The 23874-nt window shown below is 29.5% G+C and carries 33 protein-coding genes and 1 pseudogene; 8 read left to right on the top strand and 26 right to left on the bottom strand.

Annotated features, from left to right (window positions below):
- Window positions 1–6 precede the first annotated feature (6 nt).
- From pal to L8W68_RS02135, 19 genes are all read right to left on the bottom strand, one after another.
- Window positions 7–492 (bottom strand): peptidoglycan-associated lipoprotein Pal, encoded by a 486-nt coding sequence (pal, locus tag L8W68_RS02225; RefSeq protein WP_214135612.1) that lies wholly within the window; start codon window positions 490–492, stop codon window positions 7–9.
- 69 nt (window positions 493–561) lie between these two features.
- Entirely contained in the window at window positions 562–1761 is a 1200-nt protein-coding gene (gene tolB / locus L8W68_RS02220; protein WP_214135611.1) for a Tol-Pal system protein TolB, read from the bottom strand.
- Entirely contained in the window at window positions 1758–2537 is a 780-nt protein-coding gene (locus L8W68_RS02215; RefSeq protein ID WP_263674845.1) for an energy transducer TonB, read from the bottom strand. The genes tolB and L8W68_RS02215 overlap by 4 nt, the downstream gene beginning before the upstream one ends.
- Window positions 2538–2540: 3 nt before the next feature.
- Entirely contained in the window at window positions 2541–2927 is a 387-nt protein-coding gene (locus L8W68_RS02210; RefSeq protein ID WP_263674844.1) for an ExbD/TolR family protein, read from the bottom strand.
- Window positions 2928–2930: 3 nt separating this feature from the next.
- Window positions 2931–3491, bottom strand: coding sequence for a MotA/TolQ/ExbB proton channel family protein (locus L8W68_RS02205; protein ID WP_039617360.1), 561 nt, complete (start codon window positions 3489–3491; stop codon window positions 2931–2933).
- The gene (gene atpC, locus L8W68_RS02200; protein WP_039625212.1) at window positions 3491–3883 is read right to left on the bottom strand and encodes an ATP synthase F1 subunit epsilon; all 393 of its coding nucleotides are present in this window, start codon (window positions 3881–3883) and stop codon (window positions 3491–3493) included. The genes L8W68_RS02205 and atpC overlap by 1 nt, the downstream gene beginning before the upstream one ends.
- A gap of 2 nt (window positions 3884–3885) precedes the next feature.
- Window positions 3886–5283 carry a F0F1 ATP synthase subunit beta gene (gene atpD / locus L8W68_RS02195; RefSeq protein WP_039617358.1) on the bottom strand — a complete coding sequence of 466 codons (1398 nt, stop codon included), beginning with the start codon at window positions 5281–5283 and terminating at the stop codon, window positions 3886–3888.
- 14 nt (window positions 5284–5297) lie between these two features.
- Window positions 5298–6182 carry an ATP synthase F1 subunit gamma gene (gene atpG / locus L8W68_RS02190; protein ID WP_263674843.1) on the bottom strand — a complete coding sequence of 295 codons (885 nt, stop codon included), beginning with the start codon at window positions 6180–6182 and terminating at the stop codon, window positions 5298–5300.
- Window positions 6183–6191: 9 nt separating this feature from the next.
- Window positions 6192–7697: a F0F1 ATP synthase subunit alpha gene (gene atpA, locus L8W68_RS02185; protein ID WP_039617356.1), complete on the bottom strand. Its 1506-nt coding sequence runs from the start codon at window positions 7695–7697 to the stop codon at window positions 6192–6194.
- 9 nt (window positions 7698–7706) lie between these two features.
- Window positions 7707–8228, bottom strand: a complete 522-nt coding sequence (locus L8W68_RS02180) for a F0F1 ATP synthase subunit delta (protein ID WP_263674842.1) — start codon at window positions 8226–8228, stop codon at window positions 7707–7709.
- Window positions 8228–8740: a F0F1 ATP synthase subunit B gene (locus L8W68_RS02175; RefSeq protein WP_263674841.1), complete on the bottom strand. Its 513-nt coding sequence runs from the start codon at window positions 8738–8740 to the stop codon at window positions 8228–8230. Before L8W68_RS02175 ends, L8W68_RS02180 begins: the two co-directional genes overlap by 1 nt.
- 9 nt (window positions 8741–8749) lie before the next feature.
- Complete coding sequence (locus L8W68_RS02170; RefSeq protein WP_263674840.1) at window positions 8750–9175, bottom strand: FoF1 ATP synthase subunit B'; 426 nt, start codon at window positions 9173–9175, stop codon at window positions 8750–8752.
- A gap of 63 nt (window positions 9176–9238) precedes the next feature.
- Entirely contained in the window at window positions 9239–10090 is an 852-nt protein-coding gene (locus tag L8W68_RS02165; RefSeq protein WP_263674839.1) for a ParB/RepB/Spo0J family partition protein, read from the bottom strand.
- A 3-nt stretch (window positions 10091–10093) separates the two neighbouring features.
- Window positions 10094–10876, bottom strand: coding sequence for a ParA family protein (locus L8W68_RS02160; protein ID WP_012660935.1), 783 nt, complete (start codon window positions 10874–10876; stop codon window positions 10094–10096).
- On the bottom strand, window positions 10873–11508 hold the full coding sequence (locus L8W68_RS02155; RefSeq protein ID WP_263663538.1) for a biotin--[acetyl-CoA-carboxylase] ligase: 636 nt from the start codon (window positions 11506–11508) through the stop codon (window positions 10873–10875). Before L8W68_RS02155 ends, L8W68_RS02160 begins: the two co-directional genes overlap by 4 nt.
- Window positions 11489–12400 carry a methionyl-tRNA formyltransferase gene (fmt, locus tag L8W68_RS02150; protein ID WP_263663537.1) on the bottom strand — a complete coding sequence of 304 codons (912 nt, stop codon included), beginning with the start codon at window positions 12398–12400 and terminating at the stop codon, window positions 11489–11491. Before fmt ends, L8W68_RS02155 begins: the two co-directional genes overlap by 20 nt.
- The gene (locus L8W68_RS02145; RefSeq protein ID WP_263663535.1) at window positions 12397–12864 is read right to left on the bottom strand and encodes a DUF6194 family protein; all 468 of its coding nucleotides are present in this window, start codon (window positions 12862–12864) and stop codon (window positions 12397–12399) included. The genes fmt and L8W68_RS02145 overlap by 4 nt, the downstream gene beginning before the upstream one ends.
- Entirely contained in the window at window positions 12864–13907 is a 1044-nt protein-coding gene (gene obgE / locus L8W68_RS02140) for a GTPase ObgE (RefSeq protein WP_263674838.1), read from the bottom strand. Before obgE ends, L8W68_RS02145 begins: the two co-directional genes overlap by 1 nt.
- A 156-nt stretch (window positions 13908–14063) precedes the next feature.
- A complete protein-coding gene (locus L8W68_RS02135) occupies window positions 14064–14204 on the bottom strand; it encodes a hypothetical protein (protein WP_263674837.1) in 141 nt (46 codons plus the stop codon).
- Between the two features lie 88 nt (window positions 14205–14292).
- Between L8W68_RS02135 and L8W68_RS02130 the strand changes: the two genes are divergently transcribed.
- Window positions 14293–14655, top strand: a complete 363-nt coding sequence (locus tag L8W68_RS02130; protein ID WP_263674836.1) for a hypothetical protein — start codon at window positions 14293–14295, stop codon at window positions 14653–14655.
- Here the strand turns inward: L8W68_RS02130 and L8W68_RS02125 are convergent.
- The 4 genes from L8W68_RS02125 to L8W68_RS02110 form a co-directional block, all read right to left on the bottom strand.
- Window positions 14640–15077 (bottom strand): hypothetical protein, encoded by a 438-nt coding sequence (locus L8W68_RS02125; RefSeq protein WP_263674835.1) that lies wholly within the window; start codon window positions 15075–15077, stop codon window positions 14640–14642. The genes L8W68_RS02130 and L8W68_RS02125 overlap by 16 nt on opposite strands.
- 65 nt (window positions 15078–15142) lie before the next feature.
- The gene (gene rpmA / locus L8W68_RS02120; protein WP_002862355.1) at window positions 15143–15397 is read right to left on the bottom strand and encodes a 50S ribosomal protein L27; all 255 of its coding nucleotides are present in this window, start codon (window positions 15395–15397) and stop codon (window positions 15143–15145) included.
- Between the two features lie 10 nt (window positions 15398–15407).
- Window positions 15408–15716, bottom strand: coding sequence for a 50S ribosomal protein L21 (gene rplU / locus L8W68_RS02115; protein ID WP_039617324.1), 309 nt, complete (start codon window positions 15714–15716; stop codon window positions 15408–15410).
- A 151-nt stretch (window positions 15717–15867) separates the two neighbouring features.
- Window positions 15868–16902 carry a cytochrome-c peroxidase gene (locus tag L8W68_RS02110; RefSeq protein WP_263674834.1) on the bottom strand — a complete coding sequence of 345 codons (1035 nt, stop codon included), beginning with the start codon at window positions 16900–16902 and terminating at the stop codon, window positions 15868–15870.
- Window positions 16903–17101: 199 nt separating this feature from the next.
- Between L8W68_RS02110 and plsY the strand changes: the two genes are divergently transcribed.
- The 5 genes from plsY to L8W68_RS02085 all read left to right on the top strand — a co-directional run bounded on the left by plsY (window position 17102) and on the right by L8W68_RS02085 (window position 20624).
- Window positions 17102–17713 (top strand): glycerol-3-phosphate 1-O-acyltransferase PlsY, encoded by a 612-nt coding sequence (plsY, locus tag L8W68_RS02105; protein WP_263674833.1) that lies wholly within the window; start codon window positions 17102–17104, stop codon window positions 17711–17713.
- Window positions 17698–18015: a dihydroneopterin aldolase gene (locus tag L8W68_RS02100; protein WP_263674832.1), complete on the top strand. Its 318-nt coding sequence runs from the start codon at window positions 17698–17700 to the stop codon at window positions 18013–18015. The genes plsY and L8W68_RS02100 overlap by 16 nt, the downstream gene beginning before the upstream one ends.
- Window positions 18016–18092: 77 nt before the next feature.
- Window positions 18093–18767: a homeostatic response regulator transcription factor HsrA gene (gene hsrA / locus L8W68_RS02095; protein ID WP_039617309.1), complete on the top strand. Its 675-nt coding sequence runs from the start codon at window positions 18093–18095 to the stop codon at window positions 18765–18767.
- A gap of 115 nt (window positions 18768–18882) precedes the next feature.
- Window positions 18883–19128: a YfhL family 4Fe-4S dicluster ferredoxin gene (locus L8W68_RS02090; protein ID WP_012660922.1), complete on the top strand. Its 246-nt coding sequence runs from the start codon at window positions 18883–18885 to the stop codon at window positions 19126–19128.
- Complete coding sequence (locus L8W68_RS02085; RefSeq protein ID WP_263674831.1) at window positions 19128–20624, top strand: Ppx/GppA phosphatase family protein; 1497 nt, start codon at window positions 19128–19130, stop codon at window positions 20622–20624. The genes L8W68_RS02090 and L8W68_RS02085 overlap by 1 nt, the downstream gene beginning before the upstream one ends.
- Here the strand turns inward: L8W68_RS02085 and L8W68_RS02080 are convergent.
- The 3 genes from L8W68_RS02080 to L8W68_RS02070 are packed head-to-tail and all read right to left on the bottom strand — an operon-like array spanning window position 20621 to window position 22091.
- Window positions 20621–21379 carry a hypothetical protein gene (locus L8W68_RS02080; protein WP_263674830.1) on the bottom strand — a complete coding sequence of 253 codons (759 nt, stop codon included), beginning with the start codon at window positions 21377–21379 and terminating at the stop codon, window positions 20621–20623. The two genes, L8W68_RS02085 and L8W68_RS02080, sit on opposite strands and share 4 nt — an antisense overlap.
- A complete protein-coding gene (gene fliN / locus L8W68_RS02075; protein ID WP_039617302.1) occupies window positions 21376–21672 on the bottom strand; it encodes a flagellar motor switch protein FliN in 297 nt (98 codons plus the stop codon). Before fliN ends, L8W68_RS02080 begins: the two co-directional genes overlap by 4 nt.
- Window positions 21669–22091 (bottom strand): hypothetical protein, encoded by a 423-nt coding sequence (locus L8W68_RS02070; RefSeq protein WP_087699344.1) that lies wholly within the window; start codon window positions 22089–22091, stop codon window positions 21669–21671. The genes fliN and L8W68_RS02070 overlap by 4 nt, the downstream gene beginning before the upstream one ends.
- Window positions 22092–22208: 117 nt before the next feature.
- Here L8W68_RS02070 and pseI point away from each other — a divergent pair, with 117 nt between their 5' ends.
- The gene (gene pseI, locus L8W68_RS02065) at window positions 22209–23243 is read left to right on the top strand and encodes a pseudaminic acid synthase (RefSeq protein ID WP_263674829.1); all 1035 of its coding nucleotides are present in this window, start codon (window positions 22209–22211) and stop codon (window positions 23241–23243) included.
- 40 nt (window positions 23244–23283) lie between these two features.
- A pseudogene (locus L8W68_RS02060) lies at window positions 23284–23874 on the top strand (hypothetical protein); the annotation flags it as partial.

The raw sequence follows: 23874 nt of genomic DNA, 5'->3' as shown, positions 1-23874 counted from the left end.
TAAAACTTATTTTGATAATTTAAATTCTGCACGGCGATTTTGAGCATCGCAAGCTTTTGTTCTTTCAGTACATACAGGATTAGTTTCTCCATAGCTTTTTACGCTAATTCTATCTGCGCTAACACCTTGAGCCACTAAAGATTCTTTTACCGCTTTAGCTCTTTTTAAACCTAAAGCTTGATTATACTCATCAGTTCCCCACTCATCGCAGTTTCCTTCAACCACGATTGCAGCATTAGCAGCTTCTTTGTTGAAAATTTCAGCATTGTTTGCAATAACTTTTTGCATATCTTTTCTAACATTAAATTTATCAAAGTCAAAATATACATTTGCTACAGAATTTAAAGATTCAAGATTTTCAAATCTATCAGAACCACCGCTACCTTTTGAGCCATCTACACTACTTGAGCTACTTACACTAGTATTTTTTGTAGCACAACCACTTACAATAACAGCAAATGCAGTAATTGAAGCAAAAATGATTTTTTTCATTGCTTTTCCCCTTTTATTTATTTAAAAATCATAATTTAATTATAACAAAAAAAATGCTATTTTGATATTTTACCAATCAATTGATTGAATTTTACCTACTTTTAAACCATAATGAAAGGCTTTATTTGCATTAATTCTAATAACTCCTAATGCACTTTGTGAACCTAAATATTTAATAAACACAACACTTTCTCCATCACTAGAAAATCTTGGAAAAAGATTTTTGCCATTTGCAGTAAGCTGTCTTATATAATCACTTTGAGTAGACATTAAATAAAGATTAAAAACTCCGCTTTGATTTACTTCTCTACTAGAATAAACCATATAGTGTTTATAAGTAGAAACCGAAGAATTGTTTTTACCATGAAAAACAACTTGTTCTGTTAAATTTGAATCTAAATTTTGCATAAAAATATTTGGATAACCCAAACGATCAGATACAAATACAATTTTTTTATCATCATCAACAAAATTGCCATTTACATCAATACCCATATAGTTTGTAATTTGTGTCAGATTTTTTGAATCTACATCATACAAATATACATCAGGTTGGTCTTTTGGAGCCATGGTAAGTAAAATTTTTTTACCATCATCACTCACATCAGAAGCAACCATCATACCTTTGCTAGCAATGATTTTTGTAATATTTTTATTTTTCATGTTGTATTTATAAAGAGTTGGAATTTCATCTTCATAAGCAGTAAAATAAAATGCATTTTGTTCTTTATTTGCCCATTTAGGAAACAAATTTAAACCTTTTGAAATCAATACTTTTTGGTAAGTTAAAGTATAATCTGCTAATAAAATATCACTTTGCTTATTACCTTGGGTTCTAGCTATTAAAATTTTATGATCCATCCAATCAACCGGTGCAAAACCTAATTTTCTATTCATTTGAGCGACACTTCTATGTGACAAAAATGGATACTCTTCAATAGATAGAATTTGCTCATAAAATCTTGTTTTAGTTTCGTTTGCGGCTAAAATTTCAACATCGATATCTAAAAGTTTGCCATTTTTATTTAATATATAAGAAAAAATATAATCGCCTTGTTTTTCATCTTGAGTTATCTCAAAATTAGAACTTACTTTTATATCATTAACAAGCATGTTGTAAAAACTTTTTTTAAGATCTAAATCATTCAATTTAGACTGATCTTTAATGTAAATTTTAGGCAATTGCATACCTTTATTAACAACAGATATTGTCGCATCTTGTCCAAATAATACTGAACAAAAAAATAAAAATACTAGTATTTTTTTCATTGTTTCTCCGTTTTAAACTCAATTATATCACTAAGTTGCATTTTGATTTTTCTTATTTTACCATTTGGAGGTAAAGTTATGTATTTTCCTTCTAAATTTTGTAAAAATTCTTTTGCTTTTTTATCAAAATTATCACTATGTGCGCTAGTGGCACTTAGTAAATAAAAATAACCATTATTATCAATTACAAATTCTGCCTCTATACTTAAATTACCGCTAGGATTGTAAATTCTCCATCTATCTTCAAGGTATTTTCTCACAGCGCCTAAAAATTGATCATAAACCCCTACTTTTTGCTCTATAACAGATTGTCCTAATTCTTGATTAATTTGCAAATTTTCATTAAGTTGCTTAGAAAAATCATTGATTTTTTCTCTTTGGGCAAAAGTAGGTTTTTTTGAAGGCATAGAAGATTGCACTTTGGTTGTTTTTTCTTCTTGATAGTCTTCTATTTTACCAAACAGCTCATTAAAAACACTTGCTTGTTGTTCTATATTTTGTGTATTGACACTTTTGTTTGTGGTGTATTTTTGTAAAAGATTTTCTTCAAATAAGCTTTGCAAATTTTCTTTTTGCAATTCTTGTATCATATTTACTTGATTTTGATTTATACTATCGCCAAGTTCTATATTAATAAAACTATTAGGATCATCAGTATATTCAATAGCTTTTGGTTTATATTCAATTAATTTAAAAAAAACTAAGAAAACAACAAAAAAATAAACTAAAATTGCATAAATAAAGGATTTAAAATTATGTATAGAATTTTCTTCCATTTTCTACTCAGTTTGCAAAGCAACTTTTTGGAAACCTAAATGTTTCATTGTTCTTAAAACACTCATTACATCATCATATTTTAAATTCTTATCTGCTCTTATGAAAACTGTCTCTTGAGTATTATATTGAACTTTTAAAGCATTCATATTGTCTGCAAAACTTACAAAATTAAACTTATCTTTTCCTATAAAAATTTCTTTCTTTGCGTTAATTGTTACAATTAAACTTTTAATATTTGGCGCACTTGAAGTTTTTTGTGAACCTTGAGGAAGTTGCACTTTTTCCTCATATGTGATACTTGGTGCAGTTACCATCAAAATAGCAAGCAATACAAGCATAATATCAACTAAAGGTGTAATGTTTAATTCTGGTTTTTCTTCTAAAAACATAAATTAAGCCTTTATAGAACTTACCAGCACCTTGATTTCACTATCTAAGATATTAATCAACTCATAAGCCTTGCGTTTGATAATCAAATGAAAGCTATATGCAGGGATTGCCACTAAAATCCCACAACCTGTAGCCACCAAAGCTTCACTAATTTTAGGAGCAATAATGCTTAAAGAATTTTGCATTTCTAAACCACCAAAGGTTTCAAGTATAGAAATCACTGTACCAAAAAGCCCTATAAAAGGAGAGGTTGAAGCTATGATACTAAGCCACGTTAATCCTATTGTAGCTTTTTTTTCTACAGAATTTTTATAAATGTTCATTTTAGTTTCATCAATTTCCACACATTTTTTTAAAATTGACGCACTTTGACTTAAATCTTTTTCCCCTCTCATTAAAGCTTCTAAAGCTTGGCTTTCATTTTGAGTCCATTTATTAATAAGCATTAATCTTGAAAATAAAATACTAAAACTAAGTATAAAATACACTGAAAGCCAAGCTAATACAATATAAGTGATTAAGCTTGTATTTTCAAAGAAATGAAAAATTGCTTGAAAATCCACTATTTTTGCCTTACATTATTATCCATCTTAGCAAAAGTAGAAGCCAAAGCAACGCTATCACTACTCATAGATTTAATCAAATCTTTTGCTTCTTCTAATCTTTTTGCTATTTCACTATCGCTATTTCCACCAACCCATACAGCACCTTTTGCTAAAACACTTACTTTAGTTTCAGATACCTTTGCATGACCTGAATCAATAGCAACTAATTCATGAGTTGAATCTGATTTTTCTATATCTATAATTCCTGCCTTTAAAGAAGAGATTAAAGATGCATGTCCTTTTAAAACACCAAATTCACCTTCACTTCCAGGAAGAACAATAGATTTTACATTATCATTGTAAATCATACCAAGAGGTGTTACCACCTCTATATGTATTAAATTATCCATTATTAAGCCTTAAGTTTTTCTGCTTTTTCAATAACTTCATCAATTCCACCTACCATATAGAAAGCATTTTCTGGTAAATGGTCGTATTTTCCTTCTAAAATACCTTTAAAACCTGCTATTGTATCTTCTAAACTAATGTATTTACCAGGACTTCCTGTAAATACTTCTGCAACGAAGAATGGCTGAGATAGGAATTTTTCAATTTTTCTCGCTCTTTCAACGATCAATTTATCTTCTTCACTTAATTCATCCATACCTAAAATAGCAATAATATCTTGTAAATCTTTATATTTTTGAAGCACTGATTGTACGCCACGCGCTACTTTATAATGCTCTTCACCTATAATTTGCGGATCAAGCATTCTTGAAGTAGAATCAAGTGGATCAACAGCTGGATAAATACCTTTTTCAGCAATCGATCTATTTAAAACCGTAGTTGCATCTAAGTGTGCAAAAACTGTTGCTGGTGCAGGGTCTGTTAAGTCATCTGCTGGCACATAAACTGCTTGAACTGAAGTAATAGATCCTTTTTTGGTTGATGTAATTCTTTCTTGGAACTTACCCATTTCGCTAGCTAGGGTTGGTTGATAACCAACAGCTGAAGGAATTCTTCCTAAAAGCGCTGACATTTCTGAACCTGATTGAGAAAATCTAAAAATATTATCAATAAACATCAATACATCAAGTCCCATTTCATCTCTAAAATACTCAGCCATAGTAAGACCTGTTAATGCAATACGATTTCTTGCCCCTGGTGGTTCATTCATTTGACCATAGCACAGTGCAACTTTATCCAATACGTTACTTTCTTTCATTTCATTATAAAGGTCATTACCCTCACGTGTTCTTTCACCAACACCTGCAAAAACTGAATATCCACTATGTTTAAATGCAACATTGTGAATTAATTCCATAATAATAACGGTTTTACCAACACCGGCACCACCAAAAAGACCAACTTTACCACCTTTAGCATAAGGAGCTAATAAATCAACCACCTTAATACCTGTTTCAAAAATTTCGCTTTTTGTGCTTTGCTCTTCAAATGGAGGAGGATCTCTGTGAATTGACCAATGTTTATCAAAATTAATCTCTTCACCCTCATCAATTAAATCACCCGTTACATTAAAAATTCTTCCAAGAACTTTTTCGCCCACTGGAACACTGATTGGGTTACCAGTTGCCTCTACGGCTAAACCTCTAACAAGACCATCGGTCATATCCATAGCAATAGTTCTTACTTTATTATCACCTAAATGTGCAGCTACTTCAAGAACTAGCTTACATTCTTTTCCTTCTAATTCATAATTAACAATAATAGCTTCATTAATTTGTGGAAGATATTCTTTAAATTCAACATCAACCACTGGTCCTAAAACTTGAGAAATAAAACCTTGCATCATCACTCCTAAATTTATTTCATTGACTCAACACCGCTGATAATCTCTATCAATTCGGTGGTAATAGATTCTTGTCTTGCTTTGTTATAAGCTAAGTTAAGCTGCTTAACTCTTGCTTTTGCATTATTGGTTGCATTATCCATAGCCTGCATTCTTGCACTATGTTCAGCCGCCAAAGAATCAACCAAAGAAAAATACATATTATATTCAAAATAAGTTTTTAATAAATCATTTAAGATTTCTTCATCTTCTGGCTCTAAGTCCATTAAAGACTGTGATTCTTGTTCTTCCTTACTTGCAATAGCTTGCACTGGCAATAAATCATTAATACGAATTTCTTGAGAAATCATATTTTTATAGCCATTATGCACAATCACAACCTTATCAGTTACTTCATTTACAAAATCATCTACTGCACTTTGTATAATAGCACATGCTTTTTCATAGTCAGGACTAGAGCTTGTATCTAAATACTTTTCTAAAATTTCAATATTTTGAAAATTAAAATACTCTATACCTGTTTTACCAATAGCTCTTAATCTTACTTTGATTTTTTTTGCTTTACAATCTTCAAGCATTTCATTTACTGTTTTAATGGTTTTGATGTTAAAACCACCGCATAAACCTTTATCGGCAGTAATGAAAATAATATCCATTTTCTCAATATTGTCTTTTTTTCTAAAAAACGGAAGCTTATCATCAAGTCCTTCGTATTGATTAATCTTGAATGCAATTTCAGATAAAACTTCATCAATTTTTTGAGCAAAAACTTTTGACTTTTTAGCTGCCTCTTCTGCCTTTCTTAATTTGGCAGTAGAGACAAGCTTCATAGCATTAGTTGTCTTTTGTGTATTATGAACACTTTTTATTTTTCTTTTAATTTCTTTTAAATTAGACATTTAAAAACCTTATATATGGTTTGCTTTAAACTCACTCAATGCTTTAGCTAATTTTTCTTCTAAATCTTTATCTAAAGCTTTCTTAGTTCTAATTTGCTCAAAAATTTCTGGATATTTAGCTTCAATAAATGGATATAAAGCTGCTTCAAATTCTCCAATTTTCGAAACTGCTATATCATCTAAATATCCTTTGGTTCCTGCATAAATCATCACTACTTGATTTTCAGCTGAAAGCGGAGAATATGGTGGTTGTTTTAAAACTTCAACCATTCTTTGCCCACGCTCAAGCTGTTTTCTACTTGCTTCATCCAAATCACTTGCAAATTGTGCAAAAGCTTGCAACTCTCTATATTGAGCTAAATCAAGTCTTAATGTACCTGAAACTTGTTTTGTTGCTTTAATTTGCGCAGCACCACCAACACGAGATACAGATAGACCAACATTAATCGCAGGACGAATACCTGAGTTAAATAAATCTGTTTCCAAGAAAATTTGCCCATCAGTAATTGAAATAACATTAGTTGGAATATAAGCTGAAACATCGCCCGCTTGAGTTTCGATAATAGGTAGTGCAGTCAAACTTCCTGCGCCAAGCTCATCGCTTAACTTACTTGCTCTTTCAAGCAATCTTGAATGTAAATAAAATACATCCCCTGGATAAGCTTCACGACCCGGAGGACGACGTAAAATCAAAGACATCTCACGATATGCAACAGCATGTTTACTTAAATCATCATAAACAATCAATGCATGTCTTGAATTATCTCTAAAATACTCACCCATAGTTACACCTGTATATGGAGCAAGGTATTGCAATGCAGCAGGATCAGAAGCACCTGCATTTACTACTATACTATAATCCATTGCACCGTATTCTTCAAGTTTTTTAACTACTTGAGCTACTGTACTTTGTTTTTGGCCAATTGCAACATAAATACAAATAACATCTTTACCTTTTTGACTAATGATAGTATCAATTGCAACAGTTGTTTTGCCTGTTTGTCTATCACCGATAATTAGCTCTCTTTGTCCTCTACCAATTGGAACTAAAGCATCAATTGCTTTAATACCTGTGTGTAGTGGCTCATGAACGCTTTTTCTAGCCATAATACCTTTTGCCTTCTCTTCCACAAAGCGATATTCACTTGCTTCAATCACACCTTTAGCATCAATTGGCTCACCCAAAGCATTTACAACACGTCCTATCAACGCATCGCCTACCGGAACTTTTAGAAGTTTTTTTAGTCTTTTTACAGAACTTCCTTCTTTAAGGCCAAGACCTTTTCCTAAGATAACAATACCAACGCTTGATTCTTCAAGGTTAAGCACCATTCCTTTTTCGCCATTTTCAAATTCAACCATCTCTCCGGCCATGGCATTCTTAAGACCATAAACCTTAGCAACACCATCAGCAACTGAAATAATTTTACCTGTTTCTTCTATTTCAAGATTAAAGTCAAATTTTTCAATTCTTTCTTTTATAATAGAACTAATTTCATCTGCTTTAAATTTCATCAAATCTCCTTAAATTGCTTTTAATATATATTCATTCATTTTAGCTTTTAAGCTTTGCATTGAAAATGAAATTTCATAACCAAGACCATCTAAGCTAATCTTCACACTGTCATTATCACTTATTTTACTATCTAATCTAATTTTTGCATTAAACTTAGTACTAAGTTTTTCTTCTAAATTTTTAATTTCTTCTGCACTTAATTGTTCTTTTGAATAAACTTGCCCTAAGAATGTATTTTCTTTTAATGCCTTTTGCTCACTCAATTCTTTAGTGATTTCTGGGATCAACATCTCCCTTTTATTATCTACGATTAAATTTATAAAATTTTTAAAAGCATCACTTGGATTATCTAATAAAGAAAGTATAAATTCTAGTTTTTTTCCTTGTTTTATCTCATAAGAATTTAAAACATCTACAAATTTATTAGATGCAAAAGCTGAACTTAACTCTAATAAATTAGAATAAAAATCTTCAAAATCATTTCTTTCTAATATCGCCTTTGCATAGGTTTTTGCAATCACACTTTCCATCAAGACACCTTTTTCATCATGATATTTAGAATTTCTTTTTGCTGAAGTTGTAAATTTTGATCTTCAAAAATCTCTTCTAAAACCGCTTGCACAACTTCTTTTTCCATTCTTCTTATTTCGTATTCTTTATGTTCTTCATAAGTTTTTTCTAAAGCCTTAATTTCCATTTTTGTTTCAGCTTCTATTTTATCTGTGATAATTTCCGCCTCTTTTTTTGCAAGAGCTACTGCATTGATTGCTTCTTGTTTAGCTAAGTCTAGTTTTTTCATCATTTCTAATTTATGATTTTTGCTCGCAATAAGCTTTTCTTGAATTTCATTCATTCTAGAAGCAATTTTTGCAATTCTACCATTGTAAAAATTTTTCAAAGGGGTTGCAATAAAATAGTACAAAATAGCGGCAAATAAAACAAAATTAACCGCTCTTGGAATGATATCGTATTCACCACTTCCATTACCTGCTGCAAAAGCACAAAAAGGAAGTACCGACAATAATGTAATTTTTTTTAACATTTATCTTCCTTAAATTTTACTCAAGCTATCTTTAAAGCTTTGTTTAAATTCTGGCATTTTTAAACGCATTTCTTCTTTTAACTCTTTTTCTTTTTCTCTTAAACTTTTAAGAAAAACAAGCATTTGATCTTCTAATTCTCTTTTTTTTGTTGATAATTCTTTTTCTTGTTTTAATTTAGCTTCTTCTATTGCTTTTGATTTAATTTGATTGATTTCATCTCTTGTTTGAATATGAATTTTTTCTAATTCACTTTCTACATTTGAAACATCATCAGAATTTTTTTTCATTTTTTCTTCATCATTTTTTATAGTTAAATCCCTAGAATCCATAAATTTAATCAAAGGTTTATAGAGCATAGAATTTAAAATCGCTATCATAAGCAAAAAAATGACACCGGTGGCTATCATGATGGAAAAATGTACATCATTAAACATTAATACTCCTAAATAAATCTAAATAAAACGCGAAATTATAGCAAAACATACCTAAAAACATATTTAATTTAATGTCTTTAGAAATTCCCTAACCTCATCTTCATTTTCAAAATTTATAGTAATTTTTAAATCTTTTGTATTTACTTTCAAGCCTAAAGATTCAATTTTTTCTTTTAAATTTATTATAGATTGATATTGTTTATTTGAAATTGTGTTTTTTTCTAATTGATTTGTATTTTTAAAATTTTTAATTAGTTTTTCAGTATCTCTTACATTAAGTTTTTGTCCTATGATAGTATCAACTATCATTTTTTCTTCTTCTTTTTCAAGCCCCACTAAAACCTTTGCATGACCTTGCGAAATTTTACCCTCTACAATGAAATTTTGCGTTTGCTCATTTAAATTTAAAAGTCTTAAGGTATTAGCAATTTGAGGTCTTGATTTATGGATAAGATCTGCTAATTTTTCTTGAGTAATATCATGAATTTCTAACAATTCCTTATAAGAATGTGCTAATTCTATAGGATTTAAATTCTCTCTTTGAATATTTTCTATTAAGGCAAGCTCACGTAATTTTATATCATCTACATTTAAAACTACAGCCTTAATCTGTTCTTTTTCTAAAAGCTTACATGCTCTAAATCTTCTCTCGCCTGCTATCAAAATATAATCAAATTCATCTTTTTTAAAAACCACAACAGGCTGAATCAAACCATATTCTTTGATAGAACCTGCAAGTTCTTCTAAAGCTTGGGTATCAAAATTTTTTCTTGGTTGATAAGGGTTTGGGCTAATTAAATCTATATCAATTTCTTCTATTCTGCCTTCATTAGAACCTAATTCTTTTTCATAAACCTCATCAATATCAGCCAAAATACTGCTTAAACCTCTTCCTAGTGCACTTTTTTTTGCCATTTTTTATCCTAATATAGAATGTGCTAAATTTTGATATGCCACCGAACCTGGAGATTTTATATCATAAAGTATAATAGGCTTTCCATAGCTTGGACTTTCAGCAAGTTTTACATTTCTTGGTATGATGATGAAATCATCTTCATTATCACCTGTTCTAAATAGCTTTTGTTTGAAATTTTGCTTTAAATCCTCCACAGTATCTTTTGAAAGATTATTTTGTGAACTATACATAGTTGGTAAAAAACCTTTTATTTTTAATTTTGGATTGATAGTTTTTTTCACAAATTTAATAGTGTTTAAAACCATCGCAACACCTTCAAGTGCATAAAACTCACATTGTATAGGGATAATAACACTATCACTTGCTGCAAAAGCATTCACTGTAATGCTTCCAAGCGCAGGTGGTGAGTCAATGATAATAAAATCATAATCTTTGGCAATTTCTTTGATTTTTTCTCTTAAAATCGTTCTATATTCTCCGCTTTCTTTTACTACTTCTTGCTCAATTCCAACCAAAGAAATATTTGATGGAGCTAAGTATAATTGTGGAAGCTCAGTTTTTAAAATGATTTCAGAAAGTTTTTTCCTACCTATAAAAACATGGTAAATATTATATTCATAATTACTTCTATTAAAACCAAGCCCTGTTGTAGCATTAGCTTGTGGATCAATATCTATCAAAAGAACCTTTTTTTCAGCTACTGCCAAAGAAGCCGCTAGATTAATAGCTGTAGTAGTTTTACCCACCCCACCTTTTTGATTTGCAATAGTTATTATCTCACTCATCTTAAACTATATATCCTTTTATTATCTAACAATATAGAACCATCTTTATACAACAAAGCATCTTTTAAAGATAAAATTTTACCTTCATTATGTATAAAAAAATTTCTTGATTTTTCAAATTCTAGCATATACTTGCTAAAAATATTCTTCCATAAAATTTTCTCATCTACATAAGAAAAATACTCATTTAAAAGTTTTGCTATATCTATTTCTATGTCTAAAATTTCAGCATTAAATGGAGCATACTTAAGATTAATCCCCATTCCTACAACCAAAAAATCATTGATTTTAGAACTCATCAATCCGCCTATTTTTTTATCTTCTATATAAAAATCATTAGGCCATTTAATCCATACTTTCGAATTTTTTCTTTGCAATACTTCTTTCATTAAAAATGCAAAGTATATACTAGCAGAAGCCAAAGGAAGATCTTGTGCTAATTCTTGAGTTTTTATGCAAAAAGATACATGTAAATTTCCTTGCTTACTTTGCCAAGTATTGTCCCTACTACCTATACCAGCACTTTGAATAAAAGCACAAATGGCTGTATTGTTAGTAATTTCTCCACTACGAATTTTATCACTTAAATAAACTTGAGTTGATTCAAGTTCATCAAAATAAACTATCTCCAAGTTTTAACCTTTTTCCATTTAAATAAGTCTTAGCATCTAAAGCTTTTTTTCCACTTTCTTGTAAAGTTTTAATCCTTAAAATACCTTTTGTACATGAAAGCAAAAAGCTTTCCTTTTCTACTTGTAAAATCACACCTGATTTTTGAGTTTTTTCATTATCGATTAATTCTATGTCTAAAAATTTCATACCATTTTCTAAAAAAATTCCAGGCCAAGGTGTAAAAGCTAGAAATTTTTGATAAATTTCACTTGCATTATCTAAAGCAATCAAGCCATCTTCTTTTTTGATTTTTTTACAATATGTAACTAAATTTTCATCTTGCTTTTTTGGGATAATTTTTTCAAAATTCAAAAGCGTAGAAATAGTAAGCTTAGCTGCTAAATTTGAAAGCATGATAAAAACTTCAGCTGAATTTTTACCTTCTATATCACATTCTATGCTTTCTAAAATTGCACCACTATCAAGCCCTTCTTCCATAAGCATAGTACAAACCCCACTTATTTTATCCCCATTTAAAATAGCACTTTGTATAGGTGAAGCACCACGATATTTAGGAAGCAAGGAAGCATGCAAATTGACGCAAGGAGCAATATCTAAAATTTCTTTTGGTAAAATCTTCCCATAAGCAGCAACAACTATAAAATCAGGTTTTAAGTTTTTTATTCCATTGATTATATTTTCATCTTTTAAGCTTTTTGGAGTGAAAATTTCTATATTTAAATTATTTTCTAAAACAAATTTTTTAGTATCACTTGGAGTTAAAATTTGTTTTCTTCCCACAGGTTTATCAGGTTGAGTAAATAAAGCTTGGATATTAAATCCTTTATCGACAAGCTCTTTTAAAATACATGTTGCATAAGATGGAGTCCCCATAAAAATGATATTTTTCATAACGCCACTATCCTTTTTTGATAAGTTTTTATAGCTTTTTGATATGAAAGCTCAAGATAATCTTTAAAAATTTCAAAATTTTTTCTTGAAGGATTGTTAATACAAATATATCCCATATAAGCATAAATTGGATGAGGCATGATAAGATCAAGCATAGAAAAATCATAATTTAAACTAACAATCTCACCCTTTAAAGCTTTTTTAGGTTTTTGACCAAAAAGATTTTGGTAATCTTGATCACAAAGAGAGCAACTTAGACGAAACACACCTTCTCTATTTAATTTCGAAGCTTTATCGTTTATGCCATCATTTTCTTTAATAGTACAAAAATAAACTCCGTTTTTTAAAACCCTATCGGGATTATAAAAAAAGCTATGCTCTTTATAGGTAAATTTATATACCAAGCCTTTAAAATTAGACTTGATATATTCTTGGATAAAATCTATAGTTAAATTTTCACTCATCAAAGATTATTTTGATTTCTAATTTTTTTAACTTCTTCTAAAAGCATAAATTTAAGCTCTTTTAAACCTGTTTTTTCAAGACTTGATACTTTAACAAAAAAGCTTTGTGGATTATTTTGACTTTGTAAATAAGCTTTTAATTCATTATAATCATCTTCCATTTTTTGTGCAAATTCTTCGCCTAAATTTACACTATCACTTTTTGAAAGCATTAAGCCAAAATTTCTTGCATAAAGCTTGCTTGAAAATTTTTCTAATTCTTTTCTTAAAATACAAAATTGCTCTTTTAAACTCATTTCTCTTAATGAATCAAGCACAAAAAGTAAAAAAGAAGTTCTTTCTATGTGTCTTAAAAACTCAAGTCCCAAACCCCTACCATCGCTCGCGCCTTCTATAATACCTGGGATATCTGCCATCACAAAAGAATTATAATCATCTACTTCAACCATACCAAGTTTTGGAGTTAAAGTAGTAAATTCATAATTAGCTATTTCAGGTCTTGCATTAGATACTACGCTTATAAGAGTGGATTTTCCTACATTTGGAAAGCCTACAAGTCCAACATCTGCTATGAGTTTTAGCTCTAAACGCACACTTAAGGTTTTTCCTGCCACACCTGGTTGGGCATAATCTGGGCGTTGATTAGTAGAGTTTTTAAAGTGAGTATTACCAAGACCGCCTTTACCGCCTTTTAAAAAGAGTTCTTTTTGGCCTTCTACTAGCATATCAAGCAAAACCTCTCCACTTTGTGCGTCAATTACTTGAGTGCCTTGAGGGACAATCAACTCTAAACTTTCCCCTCTTTTGCCGTTTTTATTACGACCTAGGCCTGGCTGGCCATTTTGTGCTTTAAGTTCTTTTTTACCTTTAAAGTGTGCTAGAGTATGGGTATTGTTATCACATATAAAATACACATCGCCACCATTTCCACCATCGCCACCATCAGGTCCACCGAGTGGAACATGTTTTTCACGGCGAAAACTCACAGCACCTTTGCCACCATTACCTGAACTTAAAACTAATTTCACATTATCTATAAACATACATAACCTTAAATAAATTAAAAAGAAGTATATCAAAATATAAATAATTTCAAAAGAGTAGCTTTTTTAAATTTTAAAGTAGAAAATACACCTAATTTTAGAATATTTATCTCTAATTATTAGGTGTTATAGTATTTGTAACTATATATTATAGCCTCATTTATTTTTTTGATTAGGATTTAATTGCTTCCCACGATCTCCTTGATTTTGATCATATTGCTTATTTGTTCCAGGTGTACCTTTATTTGGATTTTGCATATTTGATGCATTATCTTTGGGATCAATTTTTTTGTTCATTTAATTCTCCTTTTTTAAAAAAAATTATAAAGTTAATAACTTTATAGATATAATTTTATAAAATACACTAGAGACAAATAGGGACAAAATGGAAAAACTACATCAAAAAAAATATAAAAATAATTATCAAGAATTTATAACCAAAAATTTAAAAAAAGCCTACAAAAGCCAAAGAGAATTTATAGATGCCTATATAGACCTCCAAGAAGAGTGTGAAAAATTATATATTATAGATGAGAGAACAAGAAAACAGTATGTTGATAAATATAAAAAAATTATACAAAGAGGTACTCCAAAAAATGAAATAGAAAAAATATATAGTTTCTTGCTAGAAAATGAAGAAATAAAAAAAGATAAAATTTATAAACCATTAATTGACGATCAATTTGAAAGAGAAATTTTTGGAGATGAATATTATAAAATTTTAATTAAACACTATTCTGAAGAATAATGTTTTGCACACTCGATAAAACTTTTTTCATTTTTTTGACATATTTCTAATTTTGCAATACACGCCCATTTTCTTTCATGGCTTAAGTTTAGCCCAACACAAGTTGAAATAAATGCGTATTCTTCTTTTACTGTATAACGAGTTTCATTCTTATAATAATAAACTCCACTACCACCTATAATTAATGCGGTCAAAAAAGGTAAAAAATTATTTTTTCTAGGACTGCTTAATTTCTTATCAGCTAATGTATTTTTTTCTAAGATATATTTTGTTACTTCGTCTATATTTTTTATATTTATTTCTGTGTATCGAAGATCCTTCATGGCTTTTTCAATAAGATCTTCTACTTGTTTTATTTTCACATCATCTGAAATTTGCTCTAGAATATATCTTCTTAATTCATCTTTGGATATTCTATACATTCAAAAGCCATCTTGTATTTAAGAATTTATATTTACAAAGAATTTTCCTAGATAATCTAGGAAAATTATGCAGGATAAACAGAAACTTTTTTTCTATTTTTATCTTTTCTTTCAAATTTTACAAAACCATCAATTAAAGCAAAAATTGTATGATCTTTTCCCATGCCTACGTTATTGCCTGCATGAGTTGCTGTTCCTCTTTGGCGAATGATGATGTTACCAGCACGAACAAATTCTCCACCAAATTTTTTAACACCTAGACGACGACCTATAGAATCACGATTATTCTGAGTTGAACCTTGACCTTTCTTGTGTGCCATTCTTTACTCCTTAAGCTTTAATATCTACTACTCTAACGCGAGTAAATTGTCTTCTAAAACCGCGTTTTAATTTTGAGTCTTTTCTACGTCTTTTTTTATAAATCACAACTTTTTTGTCTTTTCCATGAGCAATCACTTCTAAAACAACTTTTGCACCCGCAACAAACGGCGCACCTACCTTTAATTCTTTATCGCATACAGCAAGAACTTCACTTACTTCTACGCTTGATTTTGCTTCAGCTTCAAAACGATCTAGTTTAAGCTCATCACCTTGGCTTACTCTGTATTGTTTTCCACTGTGTTTTATAATAGCATACATACAGCTATCCTTTCTTAAAATATTTTGGTAGCACCATAAAGCATTATGCATAAAACATAAATTTAAAAAGCTTTAGTGGTTAAAAGCGGTAATTATATCTTGATTTTATATAAAGTAAGCTTAAGACGCAAAAAGCGTCTTAAGATTTAAATTAAAGCTCTGGTTTTGGAGTTTTTTCAGTTGCTTTTGGAAGCTGAGGATAAGTAATACTTGGTTTTTTACCTGTTAGAGCATGTAAGAAAGTTTCTATAGAAGCTGCTTCTTTGTCAGAAATTTCTATGCCAAGTTGCACACTACCCATTTCTTTGATTGCTTCTTGTAAAGACCAAATAGCACCATTGTGGAAATACGGAGCAGTTTCAGCAATATTTCTTAAGGTTGGAGTTTTAACTAAGCCATTTGCATCACCTTTAAAATCTCCTACATTTGCAAATTTATATTTAGCTGCTACTTGGAAAGCCTGCATACTACCACCTAAATTTACTCCTGTATGGCAAGCCGTACAACCTTTATCGATGAAAGTTTTTAAACCTTCTTTTTCTTTTTTGCTTAATGCTTTTGTATCACCTTCTAAGAATTTATCAAATTTAGAAGGAGTTAAAAGTGTTCTTTCAAATGTAGCAATAGCATCTGCGATATTGTCAAAAGTCACTCCACTACTACCATAAACCTTTTTAAATTCTTTGACATATTCTGGCATAGAAGAAATTTTTTCAATAGCTAGTTTTGCCGGGGTTGCCATTTCAGGTTCTGCTTCGATTGGTCCTTTTGCTTGATCTGCTAAAGTACCTGCTCTACCATCCCAAAATTGAGTTGAATTTAAAACTGAGTTATAAACTGTTGGCGAATTTAAATGATGAGGATTAGCTGTCCATTTGTGTCCTACAGCAGCTGCTATACCATCAGCACCACCCATACCTAAATTATGACAGGTATTACAAGAAATCAAGCCACTTTTAGAAAGTCTTGGTTCAAAATACAGCTTTTTACCAAGATTAGCTTTTTCTTTAGAGAATTTGCTAGCCTTAACTCCCATTTCTTTTAATAGTTTTTCAACACCCGCTTGATCCTTTGGTAAAGGTGCTAAACCTGCAGCTTTTGCTTCATCTAGTAAAGCTCTATCATTAGCAAAAGCAGTTGATGCAACTAATAATGATGATGCAACTAATAATGAAATTTTTTTCATTATCTACTCCTAAATAAGATAAAATAAAGCCTATTTAAAATAAACTTATTGAAAATATATCTATAATTTTCTTTAAACAAAATAAAAAATTTCTATTTAACAATAAAAATTATTATAGGATAAAATATATCTTAAATATTTATTTCAGGGTTTTTTGCTATCATTTTATAAAGTTTTATATAATCAGGATAAAAAATAAATGGAAAATTTAATAATCTATCTTTTGGCTTATCTTATAGGTGCTATACCATTTGGGCTTTTACTAGCTCAAATTTTTGCTAAAACAAATATTAAAAATGCAGGTAGTAAAAGCATAGGGGCTACTAATGTTTTAAGAGTAGTAAAAGAAAGTGATCCTAAACTTGCCAAAACACTTGCTGTTGCAACTATTGTTCTAGATGCACTTAAAGGGATTATACCTATATTAGTAGCAAAATTTTTAGGCTATGATGAAAATATCTTATGGACTATGGCGGTTTTAGCGGTATTTGGCCACTGTTTTTCTCCTTATTTAAAATTTGAAGGGGGTAAGGGGGTAGCTACTGGAGCTGGAGTTTTAGCAGTATTTTTACCTTTTGAAATTATATCTGCGATTTTAGCTTGGTTTATCATAGGAAAGGTATTTAAAATTTCAAGCTTAGCTTCACTTGGAGCCTTGATTGTTTTAATCATAACTTCTTTTATATTTCATTATGATATGCCTGTGATTAATACTCATGCACCGATATTTATTATCGCTTTTATAGTTATTTATAAACATATACCAAATATTTTAAGATTAATCGGAAAACAAGAATGCAAAGTCATATAAAAGTTAGCTTAGAATTTAAATGCATTATAGGACTTTTGGATTTTGAAAGAATTCAAGAGCAAAAAGTCTTAATAGAATTAGAAGCTAAAAGTAAAAAATTTTTAGATTATGCAAAACTATGTGCGAGAATAGAAAAAATCTATAAAAAGAAAAAATTTAAGACAATAGAAAAATCTTTAAAATATATATGCAAAGATATCAAAAAGCACCATAAAAAACTTCAGTTTATACATATTACCTGCTATAAGCCTGATATTATTAAAAATGCATGCGTTGGAGCTAGTTTAAGCAAAAAATATTAAAAATTTTTTAAAGAATTTTGAATATTTGCTTAATTTGTGTTATACTTTTGCACTAAAACTATCTTCAAAGGAATAAAATGCGTATTTTAGTTGTAGAAGATGAAGCATCACTTAACAAAACCTTATCAAACACTTTAAACGAGTTTGGCTACCAAAGTGATACTTCAGAAAATTTTAAAGACGCTGAGTATTTTATAGGTATTAGACACTATGATTTAGTATTATCAAATTGGACTATAGGCAATAACGACGCAAGTGATTTGATCAATGCTATCAAACAAAAATCTCCAAGAACTGCTATAGTTACAATATGCTCAAAAGCAGATAAAGAAAATGAAATCAAAGCTTTAAAAGCTGGAGCAGATGATTATATAAAAAAACCTTTAGATTTTGAAATTTTAATGGCGAGAATTGAAGCTAGACTTAGATTTGGTGGAACCAATGTGATTAAAATTGATGATTTAGTGATTGACCCTGATGAAGAAAAAATCACTTATCAAGGAAAGGATATAGAATTAAAAGGAAAGCCTTTTGAAGTTTTAACTCACCTTGCTAGACATTCTGATCAAATCGTATCAAAAGAACAGCTTTTAGATGCTATTTGGGAAGAGCCTGAACTTGTAACTCCAAATGTTATAGAAGTTGCAATCAATCAAATAAGACAAAAAATGGATAAACCACTTAATATCTCTACCATAGAAACTGTACGTCGCAGAGGATATCGCTTTTGTTTTCCTAAAAAAACTAACTAAAATTTTTAGAATGATTCAATCATTCTAAAAATTGGTTCTATTTTTTCTTTCATTTAAATTAGCTATAAGTTTTTATATAGTATAAGTTTGCTTTATTACTCATAAAAGGAAAAGTATGTCACTTTTAATCACTAGAGAATGTATATCCTGTGATGCATGCAGGGAAGAATGTCCGGATGAGGCTATTTATGATAATGATCCAATCTATGTTATAGATCCTGATCTATGCACTGAATGCGTGAATGAATTTTCAGAGCCAGCCTGTATAGTAGCCTGTCCAGTAGATTGTATCATACCTGATCCTGACAATGTAGAAAGCATTGATGAGCTTCGCTTGAAACATAAAAATAAAGATATTTAATGGCTAAAAAAACAGCAGTAATTGACCTTGGTTCTAATTCCGTTCGTATGGTTGTTTTTGAAAGAACCTCAAGATATGGTTTTTTCATTTGTAGCGAACATAAAAAGAAAGTAAGACTTGGAGAAAATGCCTACAACAATAACAAAATCCTCCAAGAAGAAGCTATGCTTAAGGCTGAGAAAGCTTTGGCTTACTTTAAAGAAAAAGCTTTAAAAGAAAAATGTAGAAAAATTATTGCTGTTGGAACTTCTGCATTAAGAGATGCACCAAATGCAAAAGACTTTATTGCCAGAATAGCAAAAAATGTAGGTTTAAATATAAAATGTATTAATGGAAAAACCGAATCATTTTTAGGCGGTCTTGCTGCGCTAAATTTGTTATCAAATATTCAAAATGCCACTACTATAGACATAGGCGGAGGATCAACTGAGCTTTGTTTGATTAAAGAAGGTAAAATTATAGATTGTATTTCACTTGATCTTGGCACAGTAAGATTAAAAGAAATTTTTTATGACACCAAAAGATTTAATGCACTAGATCAGTTTATACAAGAAGCGCTAATGCAAGTTCCAAAACGCTTTCAAAATGACAATATTATTGCCATAGGCGGGAGTTTAAGAGCGTTATCAAATTCTATAATGAAAAAAAATTCTTATCCATTAAAAATGATTCACAATTTTAGCTATAGTTTTGAGAAAGAAAAAAACCACATAGAAAAAATTCAAAATGCTAAAAATTTAGTTGATTTTAATATCAAAAAAGATCGTTTTGATACCATAAAAGAAGGTTGTGTAATCTTTTTAGCCTTAGCAAAAAACTTGAAAGCCAAAAATATCATCACCTCAGCAGTGGGCGTAAGAGAGGGTGTGTTTTTATCCAATCTTTTTCAAAAATACGCCAAGGTAAAAAATGACACCACTGATTTTTCAAAATTTAACGCTAAATTTCCACCTAATTTTAATCCAAGTTTAAAATCTTTACAAGATCGTTTTAATATAGATTATAGCGATAAAAGTGCGTATTTTGCAAATAAATTATTTGATACACTTTTGCCTATTCACAAAGTTGATATTAACTTTAAAAAAGATCTTTTAAATGCTGCCAAATTAGCTCACATAGGTGAAAGGATTAATTTTTATTTTGCTAATGAGCATAGCGCTTATATGGCTTTAAATGGTTTGCATTTTGGCTTTTCACACAAAGAAATTTTACTTATCTCTACCCTTTTAAAGGCCAATGGTAAAAAAATCAATCCATTTGCCATTGAACATATCAAAGAACTATTGCCAAACAATCATATATTAACTTGGCTTAATTTCATTCTAGCATTAGCAAAAAAATTAGCAAAAGATACTGATATAAATCTTGATTTTATGCTAAAAAACCACACTTTATATATTTACTCAGATAAAAAGCAAATTTATTTTTCAAAAGAAGAGATTAAAAAGATTTCAAAGCCAAAGCTTATCATTTTAGCTTTTAATCAAAAAAATTAATTATTTTGCTTTAAAAGTAAATTTTGCAATCTTTGTTTATTTTCTTCAAAGTAAGAGTCAAAATCTTTTTCTTTTGGTTTTTGGGGTGTTTTATTTTGCTCTTCATTTTTTGCCAAAGCTTCACTCGTTTCTAATACCACATTAGAATTTCCTATAATCATAGTATAACGTTTTAGACCATACTCAAAAACTACAAGTTGATTATGTCTATCAAGCGGTCTTTGAAAAATCAAAGTAAAATTTCTATCTAAAGGATGTTTTTGCCTTAAATACATTTTTAAAAACCAAAGTCCAATAAGCAAAAGTATCAAAACACTTACAACTAAAATATAATTTGTAAAATCATACTCTTGCATTTTTATCTCCTCATTTTTTTCATTTAAGCTTTTTTTTGTAGTTAAATTTACACCCTCTTTTTGCACACGTAGTCTTAAACCATACTCACCAATTGTATCTGCATTAATTTGTATCTTATCGCCAGTACTTAAAGCTATAAAAGTTTTTTTACCTTCTGAAAAGATTTTTATTTTTTTAACAATATTAGAATTTATTATCCTATCTTCTTCTTTAACACTTTGAGCATTTAAAGTAAAAATGATAATATTATCTTTTCTCTTTTGACTAATACCTTCTTTATAAGGAACATCAAATGAAAAAGTAATATCCACCCTATCTTCTCTTGGATAGATATTATAATCAAGAATTTTTGCCCCAAAAAGAGGCAAAGCAAGTAGTAAAATCCAAATAAATTTCATTGCAATTCTTTTTTAAAATACTGCAATACTGATTTTGAATCTAAAATCTCATTAATTCTTATGGCAAGGTTTTTTTCATACACCATCACCTCACCTTTGCCAAAAATTCTTTTATTTAAGTAAAGCTCCACACTCTCACCTGCTGGCTTTTCAAGATCTATCACAGAACCAACTTCTAGTTTTAAAAGATCTCTCACGCTCATATTAGTTGTGCCAAGCTCACTAACAAAATCAACACTAATATCTAAAATATCTTCATAAGATTGCAATAATCCTAAATGATCTTCTATCATAATTTTTTATAACCTATTCTAAAACGAGCATTTTTCATCTCATAGGTAAATTTTTCTTTGAGCTTGATTTTTGAAAATCCATCAATGCGCCCTAAATACTCAGGAACCCCTAAACGGTATTCATCTTTTCCATTAGTATCATTAAGTAATTTTTTAGCATAACCTATGATTTGATTAGCCACTTCTTTAACTAGATCTGCCAAACCATCTTCTTTTAATTCTTCATGCAATAAAAACAACGCAATTTCATTTAAAGCTTTTTTTTGAAAAAATAAATAAAAACTATATTCCTCATCTTTAAAATATAAAGGTATAGAAGCTCCATAAAGCTCACCTCTGATTACACTTGTTGGTGCAATTTTAAGTTTTAAAATGTGTTCACAAAAATGATAAATCGAATATTCAAGTGTTTTAGTCATAGCTTTTTCCTTAGATAACTTAATTAAATTTATTTTACTAAATAAACCTTTAATCATAATTAATAATTAAAATATAAAATATAGTAAATTTTTATTTAAATTAAAAAAAGGTTTTTAATGTTTATAGAAAATTTCAATTTAAATGAAAAAGTTTTCATCATTGCCGAGCTTTCAGCAAATCACGCAAACAGCCTTGAAGTGGCTTTAAAAACCATACAAGCAGCCAAACAAGCAGGAGCTGATGCTATAAAAATTCAAACCTATACCCCAGATAGCTTAACACTAAATTCTGACAAAAAAGATTTTATTATTGAAGGTGGTTTATGGCATGGACGCAAACTATATGAGCTCTACGAAGAAGCTAAAACTCCTTATGAGTGGCATGAAAAACTTTTTGAATGTGCTAAAAATGAAGGTTTAATTTGCTTTTCTAGTCCTTTTTCTAAAGAAGATGTAAATTTTTTAAGGCAATTTAATCCCCCAGCTTATAAAATCGCTTCCTTTGAAGCAAATGATTATGATTTTTTGCGTTATGTAGCAAAAGAAAACAAACCTACTTTAGTTTCTACAGGCATAGCCTATGAAGAAGAACTTGAAATGATTGTTAAAATTTTTAAAGAAGAAAACAATCCGAATTTGATTTTGCTAAAATGCACCTCAGCTTATCCTTCACAAATTTGTGATTTAAATTTAAATGTCATAAAAACTTTACAAGAAAAATTTAACACTATTATTGGTTTAAGTGATCATAGCGAGGGATTTTTAGCAACAACTTTAGCCGTAGCTCTTGGTGCAAGAGTTATAGAAAAACATTTTATATTAGACAAAACTTTAAATAGCGCTGATGCTAAATTTAGTCTTGATTTTGAGGAATTTAAGCAAATGTGTTCTATGGTGCGTTTAAGCGAGCAAGCTTTAGGAAACAAAGAATTTAGCATGGATGAAAAAACTTTAAAAAACCGCCATTTTGCAAGAAGTTTATACGCAAGCAAAGACATCAAAAAAGGTGATATTTTCACACGAGAAAATATAAAAAGCGTAAGACCGAGCCTAGGTTTGCATCCTAAATTTTTGCCTATCATACTTGGCAAAAAAGCAAGTTGTGATATAGAATTTGGACAAGCGTTAAAAGAAGAGTATATTTTGGAATGATTTATGCTTTTGCTTAAAAAAATATAAACAAGGAACTATAATGCTACTTGAACTTAATTTTTCTAAAAATTTACAAGTTTTAAAAGAAATCAATGCAAGCTTAGCCGATAAAATCTTGCAAGTAAAATCCAACGAAAGATTTGAACTTTTTGAAAAAAACTACGATATTTATGATCATAAAACAAAACAATTTTGTATACAAAATGCTTTAGATAATTTATCTTTTTATGAGCAAAACTACAAAAGACATCCATTTTTGATCTTTTTTGGAATTGGCAACGGCATGTTAATTTTTGAATTATTAAAAAATCCCCTTAAAGATTATATTTGCATTATAGAACCTGAAATAGAACTTTTATATATTGCTTTGCATTTAAATGATTTTAGTCAAGATTTACAAGATAAAAGACTTCATATTTATCTATATGAGGATATTAACTTTTTAACTTTTTATCGTTTTTTTGAACAAGAAAAAATTCACTTTTTTGTAAAAACTTATGACTTGATTTTAATGTCAAATTTCTATGAAAACTATGAATATGCTATAACCACAACCAACTCTTTATGTATAGAAAGTATAAAATCTTTGGTTATTAGACAAGGAAACTCATCAGAAGACTCCTTCGAAGGT

Origin of the sequence: Campylobacter sp. FU_497 (assembly GCF_025772425.1) — a bacterium.
Classification (GTDB): Bacteria; Campylobacterota; Campylobacteria; order Campylobacterales; family Campylobacteraceae; genus Campylobacter_D; species Campylobacter_D lari_C.
This window is presented reverse-complemented; position numbering and strand designations above follow the sequence as displayed.

Excerpts from the sequence above, each read along its gene's own strand:
- pseI (WP_263674829.1), top strand. The coding sequence starts at position 22,209 with ATGTTTATAGAAAATTTCAATTTAAATGAAAAAGTTTTCATCATTGCC.
- L8W68_RS02145 (WP_263663535.1), bottom strand. The coding sequence starts at position 12,864 with ATGAGTGAAAATTTAACTATAGATTTTATCCAAGAATATATCAAGTCT.
- atpA (WP_039617356.1), bottom strand. The coding sequence starts at position 7,697 with ATGAAATTTAAAGCAGATGAAATTAGTTCTATTATAAAAGAAAGAATT.
- atpD (WP_039617358.1), bottom strand. The coding sequence starts at position 5,283 with ATGCAAGGTTTTATTTCTCAAGTTTTAGGACCAGTGGTTGATGTTGAA.
- L8W68_RS02210 (WP_263674844.1), bottom strand. The coding sequence starts at position 2,927 with ATGTTTTTAGAAGAAAAACCAGAATTAAACATTACACCTTTAGTTGAT.
- L8W68_RS02070 (WP_087699344.1), bottom strand. The coding sequence starts at position 22,091 with ATGACTAAAACACTTGAATATTCGATTTATCATTTTTGTGAACACATT.
- L8W68_RS02085 (WP_263674831.1), top strand. The coding sequence starts at position 19,128 with ATGGCTAAAAAAACAGCAGTAATTGACCTTGGTTCTAATTCCGTTCGT.
- L8W68_RS02175 (WP_263674841.1), bottom strand. The coding sequence starts at position 8,740 with ATGTTAAAAAAAATTACATTATTGTCGGTACTTCCTTTTTGTGCTTTT.
- L8W68_RS02130 (WP_263674836.1), top strand. The coding sequence starts at position 14,293 with ATGGAAAAACTACATCAAAAAAAATATAAAAATAATTATCAAGAATTT.
- L8W68_RS02100 (WP_263674832.1), top strand. The coding sequence starts at position 17,698 with ATGCAAAGTCATATAAAAGTTAGCTTAGAATTTAAATGCATTATAGGA.
- L8W68_RS02090 (WP_012660922.1), top strand. The coding sequence starts at position 18,883 with ATGTCACTTTTAATCACTAGAGAATGTATATCCTGTGATGCATGCAGG.
- plsY (WP_263674833.1), top strand. The coding sequence starts at position 17,102 with ATGGAAAATTTAATAATCTATCTTTTGGCTTATCTTATAGGTGCTATA.
- pal (WP_214135612.1), bottom strand. The coding sequence starts at position 492 with ATGAAAAAAATCATTTTTGCTTCAATTACTGCATTTGCTGTTATTGTA.
- L8W68_RS02165 (WP_263674839.1), bottom strand. The coding sequence starts at position 10,090 with ATGGCAAAAAAAAGTGCACTAGGAAGAGGTTTAAGCAGTATTTTGGCT.
- rplU (WP_039617324.1), bottom strand. The coding sequence starts at position 15,716 with ATGTATGCTATTATAAAACACAGTGGAAAACAATACAGAGTAAGCCAA.
- rpmA (WP_002862355.1), bottom strand. The coding sequence starts at position 15,397 with ATGGCACACAAGAAAGGTCAAGGTTCAACTCAGAATAATCGTGATTCT.
- hsrA (WP_039617309.1), top strand. The coding sequence starts at position 18,093 with ATGCGTATTTTAGTTGTAGAAGATGAAGCATCACTTAACAAAACCTTA.
- L8W68_RS02080 (WP_263674830.1), bottom strand. The coding sequence starts at position 21,379 with ATGAAATTTATTTGGATTTTACTACTTGCTTTGCCTCTTTTTGGGGCA.
- L8W68_RS02170 (WP_263674840.1), bottom strand. The coding sequence starts at position 9,175 with ATGTTTAATGATGTACATTTTTCCATCATGATAGCCACCGGTGTCATT.
- L8W68_RS02125 (WP_263674835.1), bottom strand. The coding sequence starts at position 15,077 with ATGTATAGAATATCCAAAGATGAATTAAGAAGATATATTCTAGAGCAA.
- L8W68_RS02215 (WP_263674845.1), bottom strand. The coding sequence starts at position 2,537 with ATGGAAGAAAATTCTATACATAATTTTAAATCCTTTATTTATGCAATT.
- L8W68_RS02110 (WP_263674834.1), bottom strand. The coding sequence starts at position 16,902 with ATGAAAAAAATTTCATTATTAGTTGCATCATCATTATTAGTTGCATCA.
- atpG (WP_263674843.1), bottom strand. The coding sequence starts at position 6,182 with ATGTCTAATTTAAAAGAAATTAAAAGAAAAATAAAAAGTGTTCATAAT.
- obgE (WP_263674838.1), bottom strand. The coding sequence starts at position 13,907 with ATGTTTATAGATAATGTGAAATTAGTTTTAAGTTCAGGTAATGGTGGC.
- L8W68_RS02160 (WP_012660935.1), bottom strand. The coding sequence starts at position 10,876 with ATGAGTGAGATAATAACTATTGCAAATCAAAAAGGTGGGGTGGGTAAA.
- tolB (WP_214135611.1), bottom strand. The coding sequence starts at position 1,761 with ATGAAAAAAATACTAGTATTTTTATTTTTTTGTTCAGTATTATTTGGA.
- L8W68_RS02180 (WP_263674842.1), bottom strand. The coding sequence starts at position 8,228 with ATGGAAAGTGTGATTGCAAAAACCTATGCAAAGGCGATATTAGAAAGA.
- fliN (WP_039617302.1), bottom strand. The coding sequence starts at position 21,672 with ATGATAGAAGATCATTTAGGATTATTGCAATCTTATGAAGATATTTTA.
- fmt (WP_263663537.1), bottom strand. The coding sequence starts at position 12,400 with ATGAAAAATATCATTTTTATGGGGACTCCATCTTATGCAACATGTATT.
- L8W68_RS02135 (WP_263674837.1), bottom strand. The coding sequence starts at position 14,204 with ATGAACAAAAAAATTGATCCCAAAGATAATGCATCAAATATGCAAAAT.
- atpC (WP_039625212.1), bottom strand. The coding sequence starts at position 3,883 with ATGGATAATTTAATACATATAGAGGTGGTAACACCTCTTGGTATGATT.